At 65.4% G+C, this 22634-nt stretch carries 26 protein-coding genes; 12 read left to right on the top strand and 14 right to left on the bottom strand.

The window, feature by feature from the left end:
• The first annotated feature begins 17 nt into the window (after nucleotides 1–17).
• Nucleotides 18–902, top strand: a complete 885-nt coding sequence (ku, locus tag SE92_RS30100) for a non-homologous end joining protein Ku (protein WP_063201693.1) — start codon at nucleotides 18–20, stop codon at nucleotides 900–902.
• Between the two features lie 119 nt (nucleotides 903–1021).
• On the opposite strand, the gene SE92_RS30095 is transcribed toward ku, so the two are convergent.
• The 6 genes from SE92_RS30095 to SE92_RS30070 all read right to left on the bottom strand — a co-directional run bounded on the left by SE92_RS30095 (nucleotide 1022) and on the right by SE92_RS30070 (nucleotide 9226).
• Nucleotides 1022–1711 (bottom strand): response regulator, encoded by a 690-nt coding sequence (locus tag SE92_RS30095; RefSeq protein ID WP_063201690.1) that lies wholly within the window; start codon nucleotides 1709–1711, stop codon nucleotides 1022–1024.
• On the bottom strand, nucleotides 1708–4431 hold the full coding sequence (locus SE92_RS30090) for a DUF4118 domain-containing protein (RefSeq protein WP_063201687.1): 2724 nt from the start codon (nucleotides 4429–4431) through the stop codon (nucleotides 1708–1710). Before SE92_RS30090 ends, SE92_RS30095 begins: the two co-directional genes overlap by 4 nt.
• A gap of 40 nt (nucleotides 4432–4471) precedes the next feature.
• A complete protein-coding gene (locus SE92_RS30085) occupies nucleotides 4472–5077 on the bottom strand; it encodes a K(+)-transporting ATPase subunit C (RefSeq protein WP_063201684.1) in 606 nt (201 codons plus the stop codon).
• Nucleotides 5078–5187: 110 nt separating this feature from the next.
• A complete protein-coding gene (gene kdpB / locus SE92_RS30080) occupies nucleotides 5188–7302 on the bottom strand; it encodes a potassium-transporting ATPase subunit KdpB (RefSeq protein ID WP_063201681.1) in 2115 nt (704 codons plus the stop codon).
• Between the two features lie 18 nt (nucleotides 7303–7320).
• Nucleotides 7321–9024, bottom strand: coding sequence for a potassium-transporting ATPase subunit KdpA (gene kdpA / locus SE92_RS30075; RefSeq protein ID WP_063201678.1), 1704 nt, complete (start codon nucleotides 9022–9024; stop codon nucleotides 7321–7323).
• A 112-nt stretch (nucleotides 9025–9136) separates the two neighbouring features.
• Complete coding sequence (locus tag SE92_RS30070) at nucleotides 9137–9226, bottom strand: K(+)-transporting ATPase subunit F (protein WP_063203846.1); 90 nt, start codon at nucleotides 9224–9226, stop codon at nucleotides 9137–9139.
• Nucleotides 9227–9714: 488 nt separating this feature from the next.
• On the opposite strand from SE92_RS30070, the gene SE92_RS30065 reads away from it, so the two are divergent.
• The 8 genes from SE92_RS30065 to SE92_RS37410 all read left to right on the top strand — a co-directional run bounded on the left by SE92_RS30065 (nucleotide 9715) and on the right by SE92_RS37410 (nucleotide 13180).
• The gene (locus SE92_RS30065; protein ID WP_063201675.1) at nucleotides 9715–10182 is read left to right on the top strand and encodes a hypothetical protein; all 468 of its coding nucleotides are present in this window, start codon (nucleotides 9715–9717) and stop codon (nucleotides 10180–10182) included.
• Nucleotides 10183–10204: 22 nt separating this feature from the next.
• Nucleotides 10205–10483, top strand: a complete 279-nt coding sequence (locus tag SE92_RS30060; protein WP_063201673.1) for a hypothetical protein — start codon at nucleotides 10205–10207, stop codon at nucleotides 10481–10483.
• Nucleotides 10484–10623: 140 nt separating this feature from the next.
• The gene (locus SE92_RS30055; protein WP_063201671.1) at nucleotides 10624–10878 is read left to right on the top strand and encodes a hypothetical protein; all 255 of its coding nucleotides are present in this window, start codon (nucleotides 10624–10626) and stop codon (nucleotides 10876–10878) included.
• Nucleotides 10879–10891: 13 nt separating this feature from the next.
• On the top strand, nucleotides 10892–11809 hold the full coding sequence (gene dapA / locus SE92_RS30050; RefSeq protein ID WP_063201668.1) for a 4-hydroxy-tetrahydrodipicolinate synthase: 918 nt from the start codon (nucleotides 10892–10894) through the stop codon (nucleotides 11807–11809).
• 23 nt (nucleotides 11810–11832) lie between these two features.
• On the top strand, nucleotides 11833–12228 hold the full coding sequence (locus SE92_RS30045; RefSeq protein ID WP_063201665.1) for a hypothetical protein: 396 nt from the start codon (nucleotides 11833–11835) through the stop codon (nucleotides 12226–12228).
• A gap of 111 nt (nucleotides 12229–12339) precedes the next feature.
• Complete coding sequence (locus tag SE92_RS30040; protein WP_063201663.1) at nucleotides 12340–12528, top strand: hypothetical protein; 189 nt, start codon at nucleotides 12340–12342, stop codon at nucleotides 12526–12528.
• Nucleotides 12529–12575: 47 nt separating this feature from the next.
• Complete coding sequence (locus tag SE92_RS30035; RefSeq protein WP_502686784.1) at nucleotides 12576–12953, top strand: hypothetical protein; 378 nt, start codon at nucleotides 12576–12578, stop codon at nucleotides 12951–12953.
• Between the two features lie 98 nt (nucleotides 12954–13051).
• On the top strand, nucleotides 13052–13180 hold the full coding sequence (locus SE92_RS37410) for a hypothetical protein (RefSeq protein ID WP_283806802.1): 129 nt from the start codon (nucleotides 13052–13054) through the stop codon (nucleotides 13178–13180).
• On the opposite strand, the gene SE92_RS30030 is transcribed toward SE92_RS37410, so the two are convergent.
• Nucleotides 13177–13758 carry a TetR/AcrR family transcriptional regulator gene (locus SE92_RS30030; protein WP_063201658.1) on the bottom strand — a complete coding sequence of 194 codons (582 nt, stop codon included), beginning with the start codon at nucleotides 13756–13758 and terminating at the stop codon, nucleotides 13177–13179. The two genes, SE92_RS37410 and SE92_RS30030, sit on opposite strands and share 4 nt — an antisense overlap.
• Nucleotides 13759–13844: 86 nt before the next feature.
• On the opposite strand from SE92_RS30030, the gene SE92_RS30025 reads away from it, so the two are divergent.
• The 3 genes from SE92_RS30025 (at nucleotide 13845) to SE92_RS30015 (ending at nucleotide 16899) form a co-directional block, all read left to right on the top strand.
• Nucleotides 13845–14585, top strand: a complete 741-nt coding sequence (locus SE92_RS30025) for a crotonase/enoyl-CoA hydratase family protein (protein WP_063201656.1) — start codon at nucleotides 13845–13847, stop codon at nucleotides 14583–14585.
• A 70-nt stretch (nucleotides 14586–14655) separates the two neighbouring features.
• Complete coding sequence (gene upp, locus SE92_RS30020) at nucleotides 14656–15294, top strand: uracil phosphoribosyltransferase (protein ID WP_063201653.1); 639 nt, start codon at nucleotides 14656–14658, stop codon at nucleotides 15292–15294.
• A 33-nt stretch (nucleotides 15295–15327) separates the two neighbouring features.
• Nucleotides 15328–16899 carry an AMP-binding protein gene (locus SE92_RS30015; protein WP_063201650.1) on the top strand — a complete coding sequence of 524 codons (1572 nt, stop codon included), beginning with the start codon at nucleotides 15328–15330 and terminating at the stop codon, nucleotides 16897–16899.
• 146 nt (nucleotides 16900–17045) lie between these two features.
• Here SE92_RS30015 and SE92_RS30010 read toward each other — a convergent pair whose 3' ends face one another.
• The 7 genes from SE92_RS30010 to SE92_RS37405 are packed head-to-tail and all read right to left on the bottom strand — an operon-like array spanning nucleotide 17046 to nucleotide 22598.
• The gene (locus SE92_RS30010) at nucleotides 17046–17915 is read right to left on the bottom strand and encodes a flagellin (protein WP_245324832.1); all 870 of its coding nucleotides are present in this window, start codon (nucleotides 17913–17915) and stop codon (nucleotides 17046–17048) included.
• A gap of 60 nt (nucleotides 17916–17975) precedes the next feature.
• Entirely contained in the window at nucleotides 17976–19748 is a 1773-nt protein-coding gene (gene flgK, locus SE92_RS30005) for a flagellar hook-associated protein FlgK (RefSeq protein WP_063201645.1), read from the bottom strand.
• An 18-nt stretch (nucleotides 19749–19766) separates the two neighbouring features.
• Complete coding sequence (locus SE92_RS30000) at nucleotides 19767–20222, bottom strand: hypothetical protein (protein WP_063201642.1); 456 nt, start codon at nucleotides 20220–20222, stop codon at nucleotides 19767–19769.
• Nucleotides 20223–20237: 15 nt separating this feature from the next.
• Nucleotides 20238–20498, bottom strand: a complete 261-nt coding sequence (locus SE92_RS29995; protein WP_063201639.1) for a hypothetical protein — start codon at nucleotides 20496–20498, stop codon at nucleotides 20238–20240.
• Nucleotides 20499–20501: 3 nt separating this feature from the next.
• Entirely contained in the window at nucleotides 20502–21767 is a 1266-nt protein-coding gene (gene flgE, locus SE92_RS29990) for a flagellar hook protein FlgE (protein WP_063201637.1), read from the bottom strand.
• 31 nt (nucleotides 21768–21798) lie between these two features.
• A complete protein-coding gene (locus SE92_RS29985; RefSeq protein ID WP_063201635.1) occupies nucleotides 21799–22467 on the bottom strand; it encodes a flagellar hook assembly protein FlgD in 669 nt (222 codons plus the stop codon).
• The gene (locus tag SE92_RS37405) at nucleotides 22467–22598 is read right to left on the bottom strand and encodes a hypothetical protein (RefSeq protein ID WP_283806801.1); all 132 of its coding nucleotides are present in this window, start codon (nucleotides 22596–22598) and stop codon (nucleotides 22467–22469) included. Before SE92_RS37405 ends, SE92_RS29985 begins: the two co-directional genes overlap by 1 nt.
• Nucleotides 22599–22634: the final 36 nt, after the last annotated feature.

Genomic DNA, 22634 nt, shown 5'->3' with positions numbered 1-22634 from the left:
AAACACCGGAGAATGGAATGGCCCCGCGCGCCTATTGGAAGGGAACGTTGAAGCTGTCGTTGGTCAGCTGTCCGGTGGTGCTTTATCCGGCGACCACGGCGGCCGAGAAGACGCGGTTTCACCTGATCAATCGCGAAACCGGAAACCGGCTCAAGCAGCAGATGATCGATTCCGAGACCGGCGACGTCGTCGAGAGCGACCAGAAGGGGCGCGGCTACGAACTGCGCAAGGGCAAATATGTCGAGATCGAGCCGGAGGAGCTTGAGGCCGTCCAGATCGAGAGCAACCACACCATCGACATCGAGAGCTTCGTGCCGAGCGAGGAGATCGACCAGCGCTATCTCAACCATCCCTATTACATCGCGCCCGACGGCAAGGCCGCGGTCGACGCCTTCGCGGTGATCCGCGACGCCATGAAGGATCAGGAACGCGTGGCGCTCGCCAAGATCGTGCTCACCAACCGCGAGCACGTCATGGCGATCGAGCCGCTGGGCAAGGGCCTGCTCGGCACCACGCTGCGCTTTCCCTACGAGCTGCGCGAGGAGGATGAGTTCTTCGACGACATCAAGAGCCCGAAGATCACCAAGGACATGGTCGAGCTCGCCGGCCACATCCTGCAGACCAAGGCGGCGCATTTCGACCCCAGCAAGTTCAAGGACGAATACGAGAACGCGCTGAAGGCGCTGGTGAAGCGCAAGGCCAGCGGCAAGAAGATCGAGCTGCCGGAGCGCGAGGAGCGGCCGAGCAACGTCGTCAACCTGATGGACGCGCTGAAGCAGAGCCTGAAGGGACGCGGCGGGAAACAGGCGGCAGCGAAGTCGCATGCCCGTCGTGCGACCGGCCGGCGGCAAGCCGCAAAGAAGGCGCACCGGTCCACGGCGCGGCAGAAGAAGGCGGGTTAGCTCGTCATTCCGGGGCGATGCGAAGCCTCGAACCCGGAATCCATCATGCCGAATGCGACGAGCGGAGAAATGGATTCCGGGTTCGTGCCAAGGGGCGCGCCCCGGAATGACAGCGAGACCTAATCCCCCGCCTTCAACCGATAACCGATCCCCGTTTCGGTGAGCACGTATTGCGGCCGTTCCGGATCGGCTTCAATCTTCTGGCGGAGCTGGCGGACATAGACGCGCAAGTACTGCGCGTCGGTCAGCTCGTCCCAGAGCTCCCTCAGCAGGAAGCGATGGGTCAGCACCTTGCCGGCGTGCTGCACCAGCACGCGCAGCAGGTCATATTCCTTCGGCGACAGCTTGATGTCGCGCTCGCCAACCTTGACGATACGGCGGACGAGATCGACCGAGAGATCCCCGGTGCGGAATACCGGGCGTTCGCCCTGAACCTGGAGCTGGTGGCGCAGCGCGGCGCGCAGGCGGGCCAGCAGCTCCTCCATACCGAACGGCTTGGTCAGATAATCGTCGGCGCCGAGGTCGAGCGCCTGCACCTTGCCGGCCTCGTCGCCGCGGCTCGACAGCACCACGATCGGCACGGCTTCGTTGCGGGAGCGGATGGTGCGCAGCAATTCGTGGCCCTGCACGTCGGGCAGGCCGAGATCGAGGATGATCAGCGCCGGCTCCTCGACGAGCTTCTCCAGCGCCATCTTGCCGTTCGAGGCTTCCAGGATTTCATAGCCCTGCGTCGTCAATCCCATCCGCAGCAGTTTGCGGATCGGCGGCTCGTCGTCGATGACCAGGACCTTGATCGGGGCAGCGCTCATGCGGCGGTATCCAATGCGCGGCTTTCTGCCGGAACGGGAAGACGAACAGTCAGAACCGCGCCGCTGCGGTCGCTGCGGTTGGCGGCCGAGATCGTGCCGCGCATCGCCTCGACGAAGCCGCGCGAGATGGCAAGGCCGAGGCCCGTGCCGGGGCGAACGTGATCGCCCTTCTGCGCGCGATAAAACTTGTCGAACACGCTCTCGAGCTCGTCGGGCGGAATGCCGCCGCCCTCGTCGGCAATCTCCAGCACGACCTGATCGCGCTCACGTTTGCTCTTGATCGCAATCGTGGTGTCGGGCGGCGAATATTTGGCTGCGTTGTCGAGCAAATTGAACAGCACCTGCTCGAACAGCACGGCGTCGAGCTGGAGCATCGGCAGATCGGCCGCCAGCACCAGTTCCACCTTATGGGCGGTCAGGATCTTGCTCGCCCGCCGCAGCGCGCTGCCGACGATCTCGCCGAGATCGTGCAGCGCCGTGTTGGGCACGATGGCTCCGGATTCGAGCTTGGTCATGTCGAGCAGGTTCGCGATGAAACGGTTGAGCCGCTCGGACTCGTCGATCACGGTCGCGAGCAGGTCGCGCTTCTCGGTGTCGGAGAGCGCGCCGGCGAGGTCGCGCATCGTCGAGGCCGCGCCCAGCACCGAGGCCAGCGGCGTCTTCAGATCGTGCGAGATCGAGGTCAACAGCGCCGAGCGCAAGCGCTCGGATTCGACGGTGCGCTTGACGCGGTCCATGTCCTCGACCAGCAGCACGCGCTCGATCGCCAGCGCGCCCTGGTCGACCAGCGCGTCCAGCAGCCGGCGCTGGTCCGGTGTCAGCAGCGGACCGGTGCGGTCGTTGTCGATGCCGATCACGCCGATCGGGCCGCGCCCGGTGCGCATCGGCAGGAACAGCCGTTTTGCGCCCGGCAGCGTATCCGAGCCACGGCCGGCGGGGCGGTCGTTGCTCCAGGCCCAGTTGGCGGCGGCGAGATCGGCCTGGTCGAGATCGTCTTCCGGCGGGTAGCCCGACTTCACCGTGAGCAGGCCGTCTTCCGGCAGCAGCAGCACGACGCGGACCTTCAGCATCAACGCGATCTGGTAGGCTGTTGCCCACAGCACGTCGTCGAGCGTCGCGGTGCCCGCGAGCTTGCGGCTGAAGGCGTAGAGCTGCTCGGACATCCTGATCCGGCCGATGGCGGCGTCGGCCTGGGTGCGTACGCGCGCGGCGACATTGGAGACAATCATCGCCACCACCATGAACAGCACGAAGGCGGCCACGTTGGTCGGATCGGTGATCGTGAAGGTGTAGATCGGCGGAATAAAGAAGAAATTATAGCAGAGCGACGCCGCCACCGTCGCCAGCAGGGACGGCCACAAGCCATAGCGCACGGCAACCGCGACGACTGAAGTCAGCAGCACGAGATCGACGTTCTCGATGCCGAAATAGGGCTGGATCAGCTCGGCGGCACCAAGGCCGACCAGTACGATCCCGAGCGCTTTCAGATACGGCAGCGGATCGAACGGCTCCGAACGCGCTGCAGTCTGCACCGCAGTCTTGGGCGCCTCCTCGCCCGGGAGCTCGTCGCCGGGGATGACGTGAACGCTGATATTACCCGCACGGCGCACCAGATCATGCACGACCGAGCCGCGCGTCAATTCGAACCAGCGCGAGCGTGTCGACTTGCCGATCACGATCTGGGTGACGTTGTTGCCTTGCGCGAAATTGACGACGTCGTCGGCGATGCGGCGGCCGACCGCGGGAATCGTCAGCGCCTCGCCGCCGAGCGATTCCGCGAGCCGCAGCGTGTCGGCCAGCCGGTCGCGCTGCTCGTCGGACAATTGCAGGGATCGCCGCGTCTCGATCGAGATCGCGGTGAACGGCGCGTGCAGCCGGTCGGCCAGCCGCTTGGTGTAGCGCACGAGGCCGGCCGCGCGCGGGTCCTCGCTGACGCAGACCAGGATGCGCTCGCCTGCGGCCCAGGGGCCCGCGATGGCATTTGCCTGCATATGGTTGAGCAGCTGCTCGTCGACCCGCTCGGCGGTCCGCCGCAAAGCGAGCTCGCGCAGCGCGGTCAGATTGCCCGGCGAGAAATAGTGCTCCAGCGCCCGCTCGGCCTGCTTGGGCACATAGACCTTGCCCTCCTTCAGCCGCTGAATGAGATCGTCGGGCGTGAGATCGATCAGCTCGATGGCGTCGGCGCGGTCGAACACGGAATCGGGCACGGTCTCGCGCACCCGGACATGGGTGATCTGGGCGACGACGTCGTTCAGGCTCTCGATGTGCTGGATGTTGACGGCGGTATAGACGTCGATGCCGTGGGACAGCAGCTCCTCGACGTCGAGATAACGCTTGGGGTGGCGACTGCCGGCGGCATTGGTGTGGGCAAGCTCGTCGACCAGTGCGATGCCCGGCCGCCGGGCGATCACCGCATCGAGATCCATCTCCTCGACGACCTGGCCGCGGTACTCCAGCCGCTTGCGCGGGACCACTTCGAGCCCGCGCACCAGCGCCTCGGTCTCGGCACGGCCGTGGGTCTCGACGAAGCCGACCACGACGTCGATGCCGGCCTTGCGCTTGGCGTGGGCGCTTTGCAGCATCTCATAGGTCTTGCCGACGCCCGGCGCGGCGCCAACGAAGATCTTCAACTTGCCGCTGGCGCTCTCCTCCCGGCGCGCTGCCTCCAGCAGCGCCTCTGGCGACGGACGTTGTTCGGAATCGCGGCGCTGTTGAACCATCAGGCCAATATAATCATCCGGGCATTCCCAGCCTAGACCGCTACTTCGCCGACGCACGATCCAGCGCGAGATTCAGCGCCAGAACGTTAACCCTGGGTTCGCCGAGCAGGCCGAGCATGCGGCCCTGAACGCTGGAAGCCACAAGCTGCCTCACGGTGTCTTCGGGCAGATTCCGCGCCTTCGCCACCCGCGGCACCTGAAATTGCGCCGCTTCTGGCGAGATGTCGGGATCAAGGCCGCTGGCCGAGGTGGTCACGAGGTCGACCGGGACCGCGGCGTTCGGGTTCTCGGCCTTCAGCTTGTCCACATCCTCCTTCAGCCGGTCGGCCAGCGCCTTGCTGGTCGGGCCGAGATTGGAGCCGCCCGAATTGGCGGCGTTGTAGGGCGCCGGGACCGTCTTGGAGGAATCATTGGGGTCCGGGGCCAGCGTCGCCGACAGGCGGCCGTGGAAGTATTTGTCGTCCTTGAATTCCTGCCCGATCAGGGCGGAGCCGACGACCTTGCCGTCCTTCTCGATCAGGCTGCCTTGCGCCTGCGAAGGAAACAGCGCGCCGGCGATGGCGGTCATCGCCAGGGGATAGGCCAGGCCCGTGATGGCGGTGAGCACCAGCAGGAGGACGATGGCGGGGCGGATTTCTCTGAGCATGTTGGGTCTCCGATTTCTTCATCATTGCGAGGAGCGAAGCTACGAAACGGTTCAGTCTGTCGGCCGTGGAGGCATTTCTGGATTGCTTCGTTGCGCTCGCAATGACGGGGTCAAGCCAGGTGCAAGGCGGTGACGACGAGATCGATCGCCTTGATACCGATGAAGGGAATGACGATGCCGCCGAGGCCGTAGATCAAGAGGTTGCGGCGGAGCAGCGCGCCGGCGCCGACGGCGCGATAGGCCACGCCTTTCAGCGCCAGCGGGATCAGCGCGATGATGATCAGCGCGTTGAAGATGATCGCCGACAGGATGGCGCTCTGCGGGCTCGACAGGTTCATCACGTTCAGCACGTTGAGCTGCGGATAGAACGCCAGGAACATGGCCGGGATGATCGCGAAGTATTTGGCGACGTCGTTGGCGATCGAGAACGTCGTCAGCGCGCCGCGCGTCATCAAGAGCTGCTTGCCAATCTCGACCACCTCGATCAGCTTCGTGGGGTTGGAGTCGAGGTCGACCATGTTGCCGGCCTCGCGGGCGGCCTGCGTGCCGGTGTTCATGGCGACACCGACATCGGCCTGCGCCAGCGCCGGCGCGTCGTTGGTGCCGTCGCCGCACATGGCGACCAGCTTGCCCTTGGCCTGCTCGTCGCGGATCAGCTTGAGCTTGTCCTCGGGAGTGGCCTGCGCCAGGAAATCGTCGACGCCGGCCTCCGCCGCGATCGCAGCCGCCGTCATCGGATTGTCGCCGGTGATCATGATGGTGCGGATGCCCATGCGGCGAAGCTCGGCGAAGCGCTCGCGGATGCCGCCCTTGACGATGTCCTTGAGTTGGACGATCCCGAGCAGCTTGCCGTCCCTGGCGACCGCCAGCGGCGTGCCGCCGGACTTCGACACGTCGTCGGCAATGGCCTGGATCTCGCGGCCGAGTTCGGAGAGCGCCGCAGGCTGCATCGCCCGCGCCGTGTTGCCGGAAGCGACCGCGGTCGGCGCACCGCCGCCGACATAGTTCAGCATGGCGTCGACCGCACCCTTGCGCACCGACGAGCCGCCGGCATCGACGCCGCTCATGCGGGTCTGCGCCGTGAACGGGATGAAGGTAGCGCCAAGCTCGGCCATGTCGCGGCCGCGGATGCCGTGCTTCTCCTTGGCAAGCACGACGATGGAGCGGCCCTCCGGGGTCTCGTCGGCGAGCGAGGCGAGCTGGGCGGCGTCCGCCAGCTCCTGCTCGGTGACGCCGCGCACGGGACGGAACGCGGTGGCCTGCCGGTTGCCGAGCGTGATGGTGCCGGTCTTGTCGAGCAGCAGCGTGTCGACGTCACCGGCAGCCTCGACCGCGCGGCCGGACATCGCCAGCACGTTGAAACGCACCAGGCGGTCCATGCCGGCGATGCCGATGGCGGACAAAAGCGCGCCGATCGTGGTCGGGATCAGTGTCACGAACAGCGCAACCAGCACGATCACCGAGATCGAGCCGCCGGCATAGGCCGCATAGCTCGGAATGGTGACGGTGGCGAACACGAAGATGATCGTGAGGCCGGCCAGCAGGATGTTGAGCGCGATCTCGTTCGGCGTCTTCTGCCGCTCGGCGCCTTCGACCAGCTTGATCATGCGGTCGATGAAGGTCGAGCCCTGGGCCGCCGTGATGCGGACGCGGATCCAGTCCGACAGCACCTGCGTGCCGCCGGTGACGGCAGACCGGTCGCCGCCGGATTCACGAATGACGGGCGCGGACTCGCCGGTGATGGCGGCTTCGTTGACCGAGGCGACGCCCTCGATCACCTCACCGTCGGAGGGAATCGTGTCGCCGGCCTCGACCAGCACGACGTCGCCGACCTTGAGGCTGGTGCCCGGCACGAGATTGAAGGCCTGCCCGGCCCCGGTCAGGAGCTTGGCCTGGCTCTCGGTACGGGTCTTGCGCAGCGTCTCGGCTTGCGCCTTGCCACGGCCTTCCGCCACCGCTTCGGCGAAATTGGCGAACAGCACCGTGAACCAGAGCCAGACGATGATCTGGAAGGTAAAGCCGAGGCTGGCGCCGCCGCTGACGACGTCGCGCAGGAAGATCAATGTGGTCAGCGCAGCGACGACCTCGACCACGAACATCACGGGGTTCTTGATCATCAGGCGCGGATCGAGCTTGGTGAAGGAGGCGCGGATTGCGGGCAGCACGATCTTGGGATCGAGCATTGCCGACATCGGCGCACGTTTTTGCGTTTGGGTCGTATCCATGGAAGTCACTCCAGACAATCAGAACAGGTTGCCGGCGTTCATCGCCAGGTGCTCGACGATCGGGCCGAGCGCGAGCGCCGGGAAGAAGGTCAGGCCGCCCATGATCAGGATGACGCCGACGACCAAGCCGACGAACAGGCCGCCCGTGGTCGGGAACGTACCCATGGACGGTGGGATCGATTTCTTCGCCGCGAGCGAGCCTGCGATCGCCATGGCCGGGACGATCATGAAAAAGCGGCCGACGAACATCGCGCTTGCGAGCGTGAGATTGTAGAAGAAGGTGTTGCCGGTGAGGCCCGCGAAGGCCGAGCCGTTGTTGGCCGTCCCCGAGGTGAAGGCGTACAGCACTTCCGTGAAGCCGTGCGGTCCGGCATTCGCCATGGAGGCGACTGCCGCCGGGTAGACCACGCCGACGGCGGTCCAGCCGAGAATCATCAGCGGCAGGACGAGAATGGCGAGCATCGCCATCTTGACCTCGCGCGCCTCGATCTTCTTGCCGACATATTCCGGGGTGCGGCCGACCATCAGGCCCGCGACGAAGATCGCGAGGATGACGAACAGCAGCATGCCGTACATGCCGGCGCCGACGCCGCCGACGATGATCTCGCCGAGCTGCATGTTGATCAGCGGGATCATGCCGCCGAGCGCGGTGAAGCTGTCATGCATGGCGTTGACCGCGCCGCACGAGGCAGCGGTGGTGATGACGGCGAACAGCGAGGACGCGACGATGCCGAAGCGGACCTCCTTGCCCTCCATGTTGCCGCCGGTCAGGCCCAGCGCATGCATGGTCGCGGTGCCGTTGGCTTCCGCCCAATAGCAGACGCCGACGCCGGCAACGAACAGCAGGCCCATCACGGCAAGGATCGCCCAGCCCTGGCGCTGGTTGCCGACCATGCGTCCGAACACATTGGTGAGCGCGGCGCCGAGCACGAAGATCGACAGCATCTGCACGAAGTTCGAGAACGCGGTCGGGTTCTCGAAGGGGTGTGCGGCGTTGGCGTTGAAGAAGCCGCCGCCGTTGGTGCCGAGCATCTTGATCGCGACCTGCGAGGCGACCGGGCCGACCGCGATGGTCTGCCTGGCGCCCTCGAGCGTGGTCGCCTCGACATAGGCCCCAAGCGTCTGCGGCATGCCCTGCCAGACCAGGAAAAGCGTGTAGACGATGCAGATCGGCAGCAGGACGTAGAGCGTGCAACGGGTCACATCGACCCAGAAATTGCCGACCGTGCGCGCGGAGGCGCGGGCAAAGCCGCGGATCAGCGCGACCGCGAGCACGATACCCGTCGCTGCGGACAGGAAGTTCTGGTGCGTCAGGCCGACCATCTGGGTCAGATAGGACAGCGTGCTCTCGCCGCCGTAGTTCTGCCAGTTGGTGTTGGTGATGAAGGAGACCGCAGTGTTGAAGGACAGATCTTCGGCGACCGCGCCCTGCCCGGCCGGATTGAACGGCAACACGGCCTGGAGGCGCATCACGCCGTAAATGACAAGGAAGCCGCCGACATGAAACAGCAGCATGGCGACCGTGTAGGTCAGCCAGTGCTGTTCGCGCTTCTCGTCGACGCCGGAGACCCGATAGATGCCGGCCTCGATCGGCCGCAGCACCGGCGACAGGAACGTCCGCTCGCCGCCAAACACGCGCGTCATGTACCAGCCCAGCGGCTTTGTGAATGCGACAATGACGACACAGAACAGAATGATCTGGAGCCAACCGATCATAGTCATGGAATCAACCCTTCAAGCTTGGTGTCCGCCGCAGCAGCGGCAGGAGCAGCGCCAGCAGGCCGGCGACGAGCACGGCGTCCGCCAGCAGTAGTTCGACAATCAGCAGCACGGGTCAGAACCGCTCGGGCCGCAGCAGCGCGTAAGTGAGATAGACCAGCAGCCCGAACGAGACGGCACTAGCGAGCGCATAATCGAAGATCATGGTCCGCTCCCTCACAGCCGTTCGCAGGCGTAGGTGTAGCCGATCGCGAGCGCGAAGAAGCCAAAGCCCAGCGCCAGCATCAGAATGTCCATCATGGGATTCTCCTTATTGCGCTCAGTCCCGGCGCAACTATTCGGTAGTCTCCGGGCGGGCCTCTTGTGGCAGACCAAAAGCGCGATCCGCGTCCCGCGGCGCCTGCCCGGAATTTTCACTGCATGGAGGTGCCAGCGCTGACATAGGTTTTCGAGATGAAGGCTATGGCAACGTTATAGGAATCTCATAAAGAGCGCCCCGCTCGCGCGGTCAGACGGGAGGTATTCGAGGCGGGAGGTCTGGCTGCCCCCTCCGGACGGCGGGAGGAATGGCGCCCCGCCCCATTTATGAAATCCCTATATCTCCCGCCCCGTCGTCATCTCGTTTTCAAATGCCGTTCCAGCCATCTTGGAGACGCCGGCCGACTGACCGACGCCACCTCCAGGAGGCCTCCCATGACCGACCTTGTTCGGCGAAATGATCCGTTCTCGCTCGCCGAGCGGCTGCACGCTGCTGATGCGATGACGCGGCCGCTGATGCTCGACGTTATCACGTGCGCATGCCGGCGCCTCCCTTTGCTCGGACAGAATGAAAAGACGGCGCGCCTGACGCAGTTGATCCAGGCTCAGGCCTGGACCGACGCCGCGCTGGCGCTGCTGGAGCTGGAGCTGCCGATGTGGCAGGTCCGCCGCATTGCCTATGACGAGGGCGAGTGGCATTGCGCGCTGTCACGAGAGCGCGAGCTGCCGGACTGGCTGGACGCTGCGGTCGAGGCCCATCATGCCGACCTCGCGCTCGCCCTGCTGTCGGCGTTCCTCGAGGTGCGGGCACTGGCAGCGGATGTGTCGCGCCCGAGCGTCCCTTCCGTCCGTCCTGTGCTGGATCAGCTTTACGAGCCGGTCGCCTGCGACAATTTCGGCTAGACCCGGCCAACGGACCAAGGCCATGCCGCAAGCTCCGGACATTCCGCGCATGCTGAGCCCGTCGCGCGCAATCGCGCGCTTCGCCGTCCGCCTTGCGCTGCTCATCGGCTTTGCCGCATTCGGCAGCGTCGGCTTTGGCCGGAGCCTCGCCGTCCTGCTCTGGATGTCGATCATCCTGTGCGCACTCGCCGGCCTGGTCAGGCGGGAGCCCCTGTTCGGGGCTACACTCAATCATTGGGATGAAGCTGTCGCCTTCGGCGCGCTGTTCGCACTCGTCCATATCGTCAATGATCCGGCCTGAACGGCGCACTTCCGGCTTTATATCCTTCCTATGAGATCGCCGCGCGCCCGCCCTCGAAATCATATTCACGACTGAGGATATTGAGCACGCCGGCAAGGACATGCATCCCCAGGCTGGCGCCGTTCAGAAGGATTAAACCCGTGAAACTCGTCGAACCTCCCTCGTGCAGCTCGCCTTCGACCATTGTCTTCATCGGCAGGAACCGCCGCGGGCAATGGATCGCTCAGGAACAGAACGGCCTCTATGGCGGCCTGTTCATCAGCCGCGCGCAGGCGATCAAGTATGCGCTGTTCGAGAACGGACAGCATCCCGAGACCATCGTCGAGCTACCGAGCGAGCTTGAGCTCGACATGGCCAAGAGCCCCAATACCATCATCGCGCAGCGCGCCGCCTGAGCCGGCGCCAACCATGCTTATCCCTCCCGCTGCCTGGTTCACCGGATTCATTCCGGACCTGCCGACCCCGTTCGACGCAGCAGATGCGGTCGATCTCAAGGCGTTCGCCGCACTGTGCGAGCGACAAGTCGCGGCCGGCGTTCCCGCCATCGTCGTCTGCGAGACGGCCGGTGAGGCATCGACGCTCTCGCCGGCCGAGCAGGAGCTCGTGATTCGTACCGCGGTCGAGGTCGCCCGCGGCCGCGTGCGCGTCATCGCGGGCGCGGTCTCAAACGCAACGAGCCGCGCCACCGAACTGGCGCGGCGGGCGGAAGCGGCTGGCGCGGATGCCGTCATGTCGGTAGTGCCCGCGTACAACAAACCGATGCAGGAGGGGATGCTCGCGCATTTCCGAACCATCACCGGCGCGATCGGACTGCCCGTGATCCTGCACGATAACCCTTCCCGCACGCTGCGCCCGCTCGCCGACGAGACGCTTTTGCGCCTGGTCGAATCGCGCCAATTCGTAGGCCTGCGCGACGGGAGTGGTGACATCACCCGTCCAATGCGGCTGTCCCGCAATCTCCCGGCCGGTTTTCGCTTTCTCTCGGGCGAAGACACCACCGCCTTCGCTTGCATCACGGACGGCGGCGATGGCGCGATTTCGGAGGTCGCCAACATCGCTCCGGATCTCTGCCGCACGATCTTCTCACATCTCAGGCAGGGTCGGTTGCAATCCGCCCGCTATCTGCACAAGCGCCTGATCCCGCTCATCGCCTGCCTGTCCAAGGAAAGCCCGGCCGCGCTGAAATACGCCCTTAACATCCTTGGCCTGATGTCGGCCGCCACCCGCCTTCCGATCGTGCCGCTGGACGCAGCCGCGCAGAGAAGCGTAGTGCGCGCATTCGCGGCGATCGCCGACGAAGAACTGATCGACACCGTCGGAGCCTGACGCGGCGAGCCCGTCCGAATTGCATGCTTGGCCTCGCCGATGGATCTCAAAGACTGCTCCACGCCTGGAAGCTGGCGCTGCTACGCTTTGCCGTGACGCGGGACGAAGCCGACAGGCTCAACGTCGCAGCACTTGCGGCGGAGCTCGATCGCCTCGGGGGACGGCGCACGGACGAGACGTTTCACTTCTTCCGGCGAGCCAGCTCCCAGCTCTGCGCGGCCATCAGCGGGCAGCCAAAGAACGCGGCGGACACGCTGGAGGGGTTCTGCAAGCAGATCGAGGAGCCGCGGTTGCGCCTCGCCTTTGCCGCGGCGATGGGGATCACGCATTCGGATTCCGCGCCGTCTCAGGACGCGCGACCGAAGCGGAACCCAGGTCTCTTCAGAGGGTTGCCGGCGCGAAGATCGGCGTCTTTATGACATTCCTATGCGGGCGCGCCGGCGCTCATCTCGCAATCCTACGCAACGATGGACATCATAGGCGGCAGATCGGAGCGGCGTCTCGCTGCGCCAAGGACAAGGACTTCCGCGATGTCGATTTTGACACATGGTTTTGACCGGCCGTTGGGGGCCGAACGCGCGATGCGCATCTCAGAGGCGCGCAAGGTCCAGCTCAAGCGCGTCGCGCTCCAGGCGCTTGCCCTGCTCTCGATGGGCAGCGTGCTCACCGCGCTGATCGCGCTGAGGACCGCAATCTATGTCTGGCGTCTTCCCGCCTGACCGGCGCGGCGCATGTCATGACCTTACAGATGTGTGAGGAGGCCGCCATGGCCGCGATCGCCCTTCAAGCCGTTCACCGCCTGCCGGAGCAGCGAACGACGGTATCCGAAATCGAGGTGGCAACGGCACTCAATCCAATCGACCCCGATGTCGTCAGCGCCGCCATTCCCGCTTTTTTCATCGGACGTAACCGAGCCGGGCTTTGGGTCGCGCGGGAGGCGAAGGGGCGCGCCGGCGGTCTCTTCCTGTTCGAGAGCTCCGCGATCGATTTCGCCAACCGCCGAAGCGCGCCGGAGCGATGCGCGCTGGTATTTCCCGCCGAGAGCTTCGAGCTCGACATCGAGAATCAGGGCAACCCACTGGTTGCGCTGGCAGCACGATGGCTGGACGGGGCGAAGCGACATCTGGCCCGCACGGCGAGGTAACGGCATGATCGAGCTCAAGATTGCCATCCTGGTCGCCTTGATGGGTGCATTGCTGCTCGGCATGCGCGTCACCGCGAACCCGACTCCGGACGGCTAGCATGCCGTTTCTCAACGGAAATTTCGAGCAGATGGTCACGGTGACCATCCTGACCATGACGTTGAGCCTGATCTGGGGTGCGATTCTGACGCTCGTGATCACGCTTCTCGCGCGCGGGCTCGGGGTCTAGTTCCTCGCTTCCCGCTCGATCAGCCGCGCCAGTTCCGCCGCCGTGACCTCGATCGGGCGGCCGCTGCGCTCGACGCGGGCCTGGATCAGCGCGCCCTGGAGCGCTGAGGTGCAGAGCACGGCGAGCGATTCCGCGCGCGGCCTGGAAAACCCGTCGGCCATCAGCTTGTCGCGCAGGAGCGATATCCGCGCCGCATAGGCCTTGCGACCGGCCTCGGAGACGGCGCGCTCGCGCGGCGCAAGCTCCAGCAGCACGGTCGTGATCGGACAGCCGTTGCGGAAGCCGGAGCCCTGCATCCAGCCTGCCAATAGTCTCGCATGGGCACGCAACAGGTCGGCGGTCGAGCCGCACTCCTCCGCAAGCTTGGCGACGGTTGCCGCCACGCGGCGGCCCGCCTCCTCCACCGCCGCCACCGCGATCGATGATTTGCCGTCCGGAAAGTAGTGATAGAGCGATCCCTTCGGCGCACCGCTGACGTCGACGATGTCGTTCAGCCCGGTTCGGGCAAATCCCTGGCGGCGGAACAGCGTCACTGCGGCATTGATGATGGGCTGACGGTGCTTTGGCACGGCCGGCATGGCGTTACCCCCTTCGCTCGAAATTATATTGATTGGTCTACATCAGCCTCCGACAGTCAAGCCTCGTCCATGAACAGGAGAGGCAAATGGCAATGAGAGTGAGCTTCGAAGTGACGTCGGGTGTCGCGCAGATCGGGCTCGACGACGGCAAGGTCAATGTGATGTCGACAGCGATGCTGGCCGCGATCGGCGCCGCCTTCGACCGGGCCGAAAACGAAGCCGAGATCGTGGTGCTGCGCTCGGCACGGCCGGGCATCTTCTCGGCCGGCTTCGATCTCAAGGTGTTCGCCTCGGGCGATGCCGCCAAGAGCCTGGAGATGGTCCGCGCCGGCGCCGAGCTTGCGCTGCGGCTGATGTCGTTTCCGCATCCGACCGTCGGCGTGATGGAAGGCCACGCCTTCCCGATGGGAACGTTCCTGCTGCTCGCCTGCGACGTCAGGCTGGGCGCGCGCGGGCCGCATCGCATGGGGCTGAACGAGGTCGCGATCGGCATTGCGCCGCCGAGCTTTGCCATCGAGCTGGCGCGCAGTCGCCTGCATGCGGCCTGGCTCAGCCGCACCGCCACGCTCGGTGAAATGTACGAGCCCGAGGAAGCGCTGACGGCCGGCTTCCTGGATCGCGTGGTTGCGCCGGAGGCCATCGAGGCCGCCCTTACCGAGACTATCGCCGCCTTGCGCGCGATCCACAAGCCGTCGCATGCGACCGCGAAACAGCGCCTGCGCCAGCCCGCGATGGACGCGATGCGCGCGGCGATCGACCGCGAGTTGACCATGGCTGCCTATGCAGCGAGCAACCGGGCCCGCAGCGCGGTGGCGAGGCCCGGCTGAGACCCGCCGTCCCTTCGGAAAAGGCCCGGCCGATCTGGCGCAATTCGAGGGAACCGTGTAGATCGGTTTCATGAGCACCAGCAGCAACGTCAACGTCGTCGCCCACCCTCTGGTCCAGCATAAGCTCTCCCTGATGCGGGAGAAGGATCGCTCGACCAAGAGCTTTCGCGAGATCCTGAACGAGATCGGGATGCTGCTCGCCTACGAGGTGACGCGCGATTTGCCGCTGGAGCTGGTCGAGATCGAGACGCCGATCGCGCCGATGCGGGCGCCCAAGATCGCCGGCAAGAAGCTAACGCTGGCGCCGATCCTGCGCGCCGGCGTCGGCTTCCTCGACGGCATGCTGGCGCTGATGCCCTCGGCGCGCATCGCCCATATCGGCCTCTACCGCGACCCCGAGACATTGCAGGCCGTGGAATATTACTTCAAGGCGCCGCAGGACCTGTCCGATCGCACCGTGATCCTGATGGACCCGATGCTTGCGACCGGCAATTCGGCCTGCGCCGGCGCCTCCCTGCTCAAGGCCCGTGGCGCCCGCGACATCCGCTTCGTCTGCCTTCTCGCCGCGCCCGAGGGCATCGCGCAATTCGAGAGCGAACACCCCGACGTGCCGATCTGGACCGCAGCGATCGACGAGCGGCTCAACGATCACGGCTACATCGTGCCAGGCCTCGGCGATGCCGGCGACCGCATGTTCGGCACCAAGTAGACAGGTCCGCAAGATCGGGTTACTCCGCTTGCCATGAGTGCCAACACGTTTTCGCTGCAATCGCTGCTCCGGAGAGAGGCCGCCGATCCCGCGTTCGTATTCGACGGCACACCGATCTCGCGCGCGGAATTCGCCGCAAAGGTCGAGCAGACCGCGGCCTGGCTTGCGGCGCAAGGCATCGGCAAGGGCGACGTGGTCGCGGTCTGGCTGGTCAACCGGATCGAATGGCTCGCGCTGCTGTTCGCCGCCGCCCGCCTTGGTGCGATCGTCGCGGCCGTCAACACGCGCTATCGCAGTGCGGAGGTCACGCATCTGCTTCGCGTGTCCGGCGCCAGGCTGATGGTGGTCGAGGCGGCTTTCCGCGCGATCGACTTTGCCGCGATCCTCGCCGACGTTGCCAAGGACGAGGTGCCCGCGCTGCAGAAGCTCGCGGTGGTCGGCGCGGATGCGATCCCGACGCACTGGCCCTGCGTCCGCTTCGATGCTTTCGACACGCCCTACCCGCCGGCGCCGCCGACGCAGGACGACATCGATCTGCCGGTGCTGCTCTACACGACATCTGGCACCACCAAGGGGCCGAAGCTGGTGGCGCATTCGCAGCGGACGCTGGCGGGCCACGCCGTCTCCGTCGCCAAGACGCTTCGGCTCGACCCGCAGCGCCATTCGCTGCTGGCCATGCTGCCGTTCTGCGGCACCTTCGGCATGACGAGCCTGCTCGGTTTCGTCGCGGCCGGTGCCACCGTTCACGTGGTCGACGCCTTCGAGGCGGCGCCGGCGCTGAAGATCCTCAGCGCGCACAGGATCACGCATTCGTTCGGCTCGGACGAGATGTTCCGCCGCATCCTCGCCCTCACCGATGCGCCGCGCCCGTTCCCGCATCTCGAAGTCTGCGGCTTCGCCGCGTTCCAGCCCGGCTGGCGCGAGCTGGCTGCGGACGCCGAGGCGCGCGGCCTGCCGCTGTTCGGCCTCTACGGGTCGAGCGAGGTGCAGGCCCTGTTCGCGATCGCGCAGCCTGGCGATGCCTTCGCCGACCGCATCGAGGGCGGCGGCTGGCCGATGTCTCCTGAGGCGCAAGTGCGCATACGCGACACCGAGACCGGAGAGTTTGCGGCCGAAGGCGTGTCCGGCGAGATCGAGATCAGCGCGCCGTCACGCTTCCTCGGCTATTTCAACAACCCGGATGCGACGCGTGATGCGATCACTGCGGACGGGTTCTTTCGCACCGGTGACATCGGCCGGCTGCGCGGCGACGGCTCTTTCGTCTACGAGACCCGCGCCGGCGATGCCATGCGGCTCGGCGGCTTCCTCGTCGCGCCCGGGGAGATCGAGGACGAGCTCAAATCCTATGACGGCGTCGCCGACGCCCAGGTGGTCGCGGTCGATCTGAAGGGCCAGGCGCGCTGCGTCGCGTTCGTGATCCCGGCAGGGGAGCCGCCGATGCAGGAGACGCTGATCGCGCATCTGCGCGAGCGGCTCGCCGGTTACAAAGTGCCGGCGCGAATCTATCTCTTGGATGCCTTCCCCGTCACCGACAGCGCCAACGGCGTGAAGATCCAACGCGCCAGGCTGCGCGCCATGGCGATGGAGCGGATCGCCGCGGAGTAACGTCCGGCGAGCGACATCCACACACGCGCCGTCATGCCCGCGTAGGCGGGGCATCCAGTATTCCAGAGACAACGGTGACAGAATCGAGAAGCCGCGGCGTACTGGATTCCCCGCCTTCGCGGGGAATGACACCGAGTATGTTGAGCCTACTTTAAATAGCTCGCCAGATTGATGCTCAGGATCTTGGCCAACGCCGAATAGGACGCGGTGAGCTGCGCCTGGTAGGTCGACAGCTGTGCCGTGATAGCGGCGACATCGACGCCGGTAAGGTCATTGGACAGCGTCTCGGCATAGCTCTTGTAGTCGGTCTGGCGGGCGCTCGCCGTCTCGATCGAGGACGCCGCGTTCGAGAGCCGTGCCTGCACCGCCGCGGTATCGTCGAGCGCCGTGCCGGCAAGATCGAGCGCGCTGGAAATGTCCGAGGACGACAGCGTGGTGCTGTTGGCCACGAATTTCAGGACCCGCATCACCTCTTCGAACGCCGAATTGTCCGCGGTGACGCCGTACGACACCGTCTCATCCGAGGCAACCCGAACCGCGGCGATCTCGTCGTCGCCCCCGTAGTAGCTGGTGTCGGTCGCGGTGGTGGATCCGGTGCCGGAGGCGAAGCTCGTCAGATTGACCGGCGCCGTATCGGTCTTGCCTCCGGCGAACACATATTGGCCGTCATACTGCGTGTTCATTAGCGAGCCCATCTCCTGCAACATCTGCTGGGCGGTGGTAATCACCGAATTGGACTCTGTCGAGCTGCCGGTGGAGGCCGCGCTGAGCTGGGAACGGAGCTGGGTGAGAATGTCGGTCATCGACCCGATCGCCGAATACATCACCTGGATCTTGCTGTCGGCGAGCGTGGCGGCATCGACATAGGACTGCGCGCGCGTGACCGAGACCTGGAGGTTGACGACGTGCTGCGCGTCCGAGCCGTAACCGCCGAAATCGGTCGAGATCACCCCCGTCGATTCCTGGATCTGCTTGTTGGCCATGACCGACTCCACGCGCATCGCGTCGGCGATCATCCTGTTCGACTGTGCGAAGGTGGCAACCCGCATCGCGACCATGAGCGTGCCTCCCAGCCGCTAGGACTGAACGGCGGAGAGCAGCGCCGAATACATCGTATTGATCGCCTGGATCAGCGCGGATGCCGCGGTATATTTGTTCTGAAGCGTGCTGAGCTTGGCGGATTCCTCGTCGAGGTTGACGCCGGATTGCGAGGACAACGAGTTGGCATAGGTCGACTGCGCGGTTTCCTTTGCCGTGTAGGTGGTCGACGCCTGCGACGCCTTGCTGGCGACGTCCGACACGATGGCCGAGGCATAGTCGGCCAGGGAGCCGGTGGTGGCGGCCAGCCCCCCGGTGGACGCGAAGGATCGGGACGCCGTCAGCGCATCGTAGAAGGCGTTGACCACGCTGGCCGAGCCTGACGACAGCACGCTGCTGCCGACGGTGAGGCTCGACGAGGAATCCAGCGTCGCGAGCTGAAGCTCGTTCGTCCCCGACAGGATCTTGCTGTTGACCGCGATATCCGCAGCGCTCGTTCCGGTCACGAGGTCGTTGAGGCCGAAATAGTCCGAGAACCCCTCGTTTGATGCTCCGACCGAGCTCGTCATCTCGTTGATGGCGACACCGTTGCCCGAGCCGGTCGCATTGATCGCGAGATGGCCGTCCGCATCGACCGACGCCGACAAGCCGGAAATACCATTGATAGCGGTGACGAGATCGCCGACGGTGGAATAGGACGACAGGTCGAGATCGCCGTACGAGACCAGATTGCCGCTCTGGTCGGTGACGGCGATGCGTACCGTGCCCGAGGCGGACAGCGCCGTGCCGCTGCTGACGCTGGCCGTGCCGGTCAGGCTCGTCGGCGCCGGCTCCGCGGAGGCGCCGTTCGAGACGCCGTTCATCACGGAGGCGAGCTGCTGGGCGAGTTGGTCGAGCTGGGACTGCGCGTTCGGCAGGGTCTCGTCGCGGAGCATGATGAGCGCGCCGATGTCTCCGCCCGAGATCTGCGAGGTGATGTCGACGCCGTTCACCGTGATCGCGCTGAAGCCGCTCGACGAGGAGCCAGCCGTATACGTGGTCGACGCCGTCACATTGGCCGCCGCCGTATAGCTGATCGCATGCGCGGAGCTGTCGACCAGCGCCTGGCCGGACTTGGTATAGATCTGGATATCGCCGTTCGAGGCGGTGAAGTAGTTGATGTTCATCTTCGAGGCGAGATCCTGCAGCGCGGTGTTGCGCTGGTCCTCGAGGTCCGCTGTCGACTGTCCGGTCGCAGCCGTCTGCTTGATCTGCGCGTTCAGATCCGCGATCTGCTGCAGATCGGTGTTGACGTCGTCGATCGCGGACGCGATGTCCTGATCGGCGTCGGCGCGGAGCTTCTGGATGCTGCTCGACGTCTCCCGCAACTGGCTCGCGACGTCGTCGAGCGCGCTGACGACGTTGGATTGCAGCGAGGCGCTGCTCGGCGTGCTCGCCAGCGACGACAGCGCCGATTCCAGCGAGGCGATGCTGTTGGCGAGCGAGGTCCCGGTTGACGAGCTGTCACTGCTGCTCGTTGAGCCGTAAAGCTTGCCCAGCGACGTCAGGTAGGTATTCGTGGTGTCGGCGGATCCGAGCTCGGATGTCGCCGAGATCAGCGACTTCAGCAGCAGCTTGTCGACCGTCGAGGTGATGCCCGTCACCGTGACGCCGGTGCCGACGCCGTTGGTGACGCTGCTCGACTGGTTCGCGGTCTTCGCGGTATAGCCCGTCGTGTCGGCGTTCGAGATGTTCGACGACGTCACGCTGATCTGCACGGACGTGGCCGACAGCCCGCTGAAGGCGATCGATCGCGCGATATCGAGTGACACGGCGGCCTCCTCGACTGATCAGGCGCTGCGGCTGGTGCCGCTGGACACGGCGCGCGCGGCGAGACGGCCGGAGGCGCCATAGGGCGACACCGCCGCGATCTGCTCGCGGATCGCCTGCATCACCGCCTCGATCCGGCGGTTGCTGGCTTCGATCGCCGCGCGCAGGCGCACCAGATTCTCGTCCATGGCGACGCGCAGCTTCAGGATCCGCTCCAGCAGCTGCTCGCGCAGCATCCGGTCCCGCACGGTCAGGCTGGTCGTGCCGGCAGCGCAGTCGGCGACAGTCCGCTCGAAGATCTCCGCCAGCCGGTTCTTCTCGTCGACCTGCTTCAGGCGCGAGGCCGGCAGGCCTTTGGCCAGTTCCGCATTCTCCTCCGCGACCAGCGCGGTCAGCGTGTCGATCAAGGTGATCAGCGCCTTGATCCGGGCGTCCCCATTCGCGGGATTGATCATCTTGGCCTGGGCTGCACTCATCGTTCTCGCCTTCTTCTAATGATGCGGTTTGCCGCGGGCGACTTGCGAGTTGCGCAAGTAAGCACCGATCGCATTCGTTCTGGCCGTGGCCTGCTTCATCTGCGCTTCGATCTCCGCGCATTCGCGCAGGAGGTCGCCCCTTGTCGTCTCGAGGTCATCGAGCAGCGCGAGCAATTGCCTGCGATCGGCGCTCTTGACGGCCCCGGCCCGGGCCAGGAGCCGCCGCAGCCGCAGCAGCAGCGCCTCTCCGGCTGCGTTTGCCGTTTCGCTGGGCATCGCTCACCTCATCGCCGAGATCAGGGTGTCGTACATCTTGTTGACGGTGGAGATGACCTGGGAGGCGGCGGAATAGGCCTGTTGCGCCGAGATCATGCTCGAGAACTGGCTGGAGGTGTCGGTGGTCGACGATTCCAGCTCGCTGCCGTAGACCGTGCCCGCGCCGTTCTCGCCCGAGGCCTGCAAGGCGGCGTTGCCGGAAGTCACCGTCGCCGAATAGATGCCGTTGCTGGAAGCGGCGAGCCCATTGGAATCGGCGAAGGTCGCGACCGCGATCTTGTAGATCGCAATGGTCTGGCCGTTGGAATAGGTGGCGTCGACGACGCCGTTCTTGCCGATCGAGATGCTGGACAGCTTGCCGTAGGACAGGCCGTCCGAATCGATGCTGGTGACGTTGACCGACGGGGTGGTCTCGCCAGAGGCATACTGGGTCAGTCCGTCGGTCTTGCCTGCCGTACCGAGGGCCATGGTGATGGTGCTGTCGGCGGCGCCATCGGTCCAGCCCGTGATCGAGACGGTCGCGGGATCGGGGCTCGTGCTGGCGAGCGATCCGTCGCTGTTGAAGGTGATGTCGACCGTGCCCGAGGCCGTGCCTGTCGCAGTCGTCGTGTCCGAAGCGGACGTCGGATTGGCGAAACTGGCGGACCAGGTGTTGGTGCCGGTCTTGCTCCAGGTGATCTGCATCGTGTTCGCGGCACCGAGCGAATCGTAGACCGTCATCGAGCTGGTGTAGGTATCGCCGGTCGCGGCATCCGACGGCAGGTTCGCTGCAATCGTGGTCTTGGTGGTCGCGCTGCCGCTGGTCGAGGCGACCTGGGTGTTGATCGCTCCGAGATTGCTCGCCGATTCACTTCCGACGACATTGCCGTCCGCGTCGGTGCGCCAGCCCTCGAGGTAATAGCCGTTGTTCTCGAGATAGCCGGCATTGTTGATCGTGAAGGCGCCGTTGCGGGTGTAGGCGACGGTGCCGCCGGACGTGGCATCGGTCACCACGAAGAAGCCCGAGCCCTGGATCGCAACGTCGGTGGCGTTGGAGGTCGCGGCGAGCAAGCCCTGCTGGGTGATGTTGGCGCGGCCCGAGACGGTGACACCGCCGGAGGCGTAGGACGTCGTGTTGCTAGAGGCCGTTACCAGCGCGTCGAACATGGCCGACGTCGTCTTGTAGCCGGTCGTGTCGGAATTGGCGATGTTGTCGCTGATCATCGACAGGGACTGGCTCTGGGCGCTGAGCGCCGAGATCGCCGAAGACAATGCGCCGGTGAGACTCATGATGAAACTCCGAGGAGATCTGGAAGCGGGATCAGGACGTGACGCCGAGAATGTTCGCGGCGCTGACCGCGACGCCGTTCACCGTGAGCGAGGGCGTGGAGGTCGAGGTGTCGATACCGGTCACCGTGCCGGTGACGGTGGTGTAGTTGAGCACCGAGTTGCCGGCGCTGTCGGTCGCGGTCACCGAGATCGTGTACTGGCCGCCATCGGAGAGCTGATTTCCGCTGGAATCCTTGCCGTCCCAGGTGAAGCTGTTGGAGCCGGAATTCCCTGTTCCGGTGCCGGTGTAGACGACGTTGCCCGAGGAGTCCGAGATGCTGATCGAGACGTCCGATGCGGCCGAAGACAGCGAGTAGCCGAAGGTCGCCGAACCGTTGCTCAGCGTCGATGTGTCGGTCTTCGCCTCGACGGTGTGGCCGATATAGTTCACCGAATTCAGCGTCACGAGGCTCGAGAACGAGCTCGCCAGCGACGACATGTTGGAGTTGATCGACTGCTGCTGGGTGAAATTGGCGTAGGAGGTGAGCTGATTGATGAAGTCGGTGGTCGAGGTCGCGTTCAGCGGATCCTGGTTCTGAAGCTCGCTGACCAGCAGGCTGAGGAAGTCGCTCGACGTCAGCGACGACGAGGACGACGTGCTCGACGAGGACGATGTCGTGGTGGTCGCGGTCGTTGCGGAACTCACGGCGGAAACGGTCATCAGAAACTCCGGCTTCCCGCGCTGCCGGCAACCAGATGCTGGTCGGCGCGCTTGAAATCTGTGTGCTGATAAAACGGCTGGGCGCGCGGATTCAGGCGGCGATTCACGCGCGCAAAAACGGCTTTCGACACGGCAAAATCTGCCGCGTGCACGCGTTAGAAAACGGC

Origin of the sequence: Bradyrhizobium sp. AT1, assembly GCF_001590795.1 — a bacterium.
Classification (GTDB): Bacteria; Pseudomonadota; Alphaproteobacteria; order Rhizobiales; family Xanthobacteraceae; genus Bradyrhizobium.
Note: the sequence above shows the minus strand (reverse complement) of the source record. Positions and strands in the feature narration are given on the sequence as shown.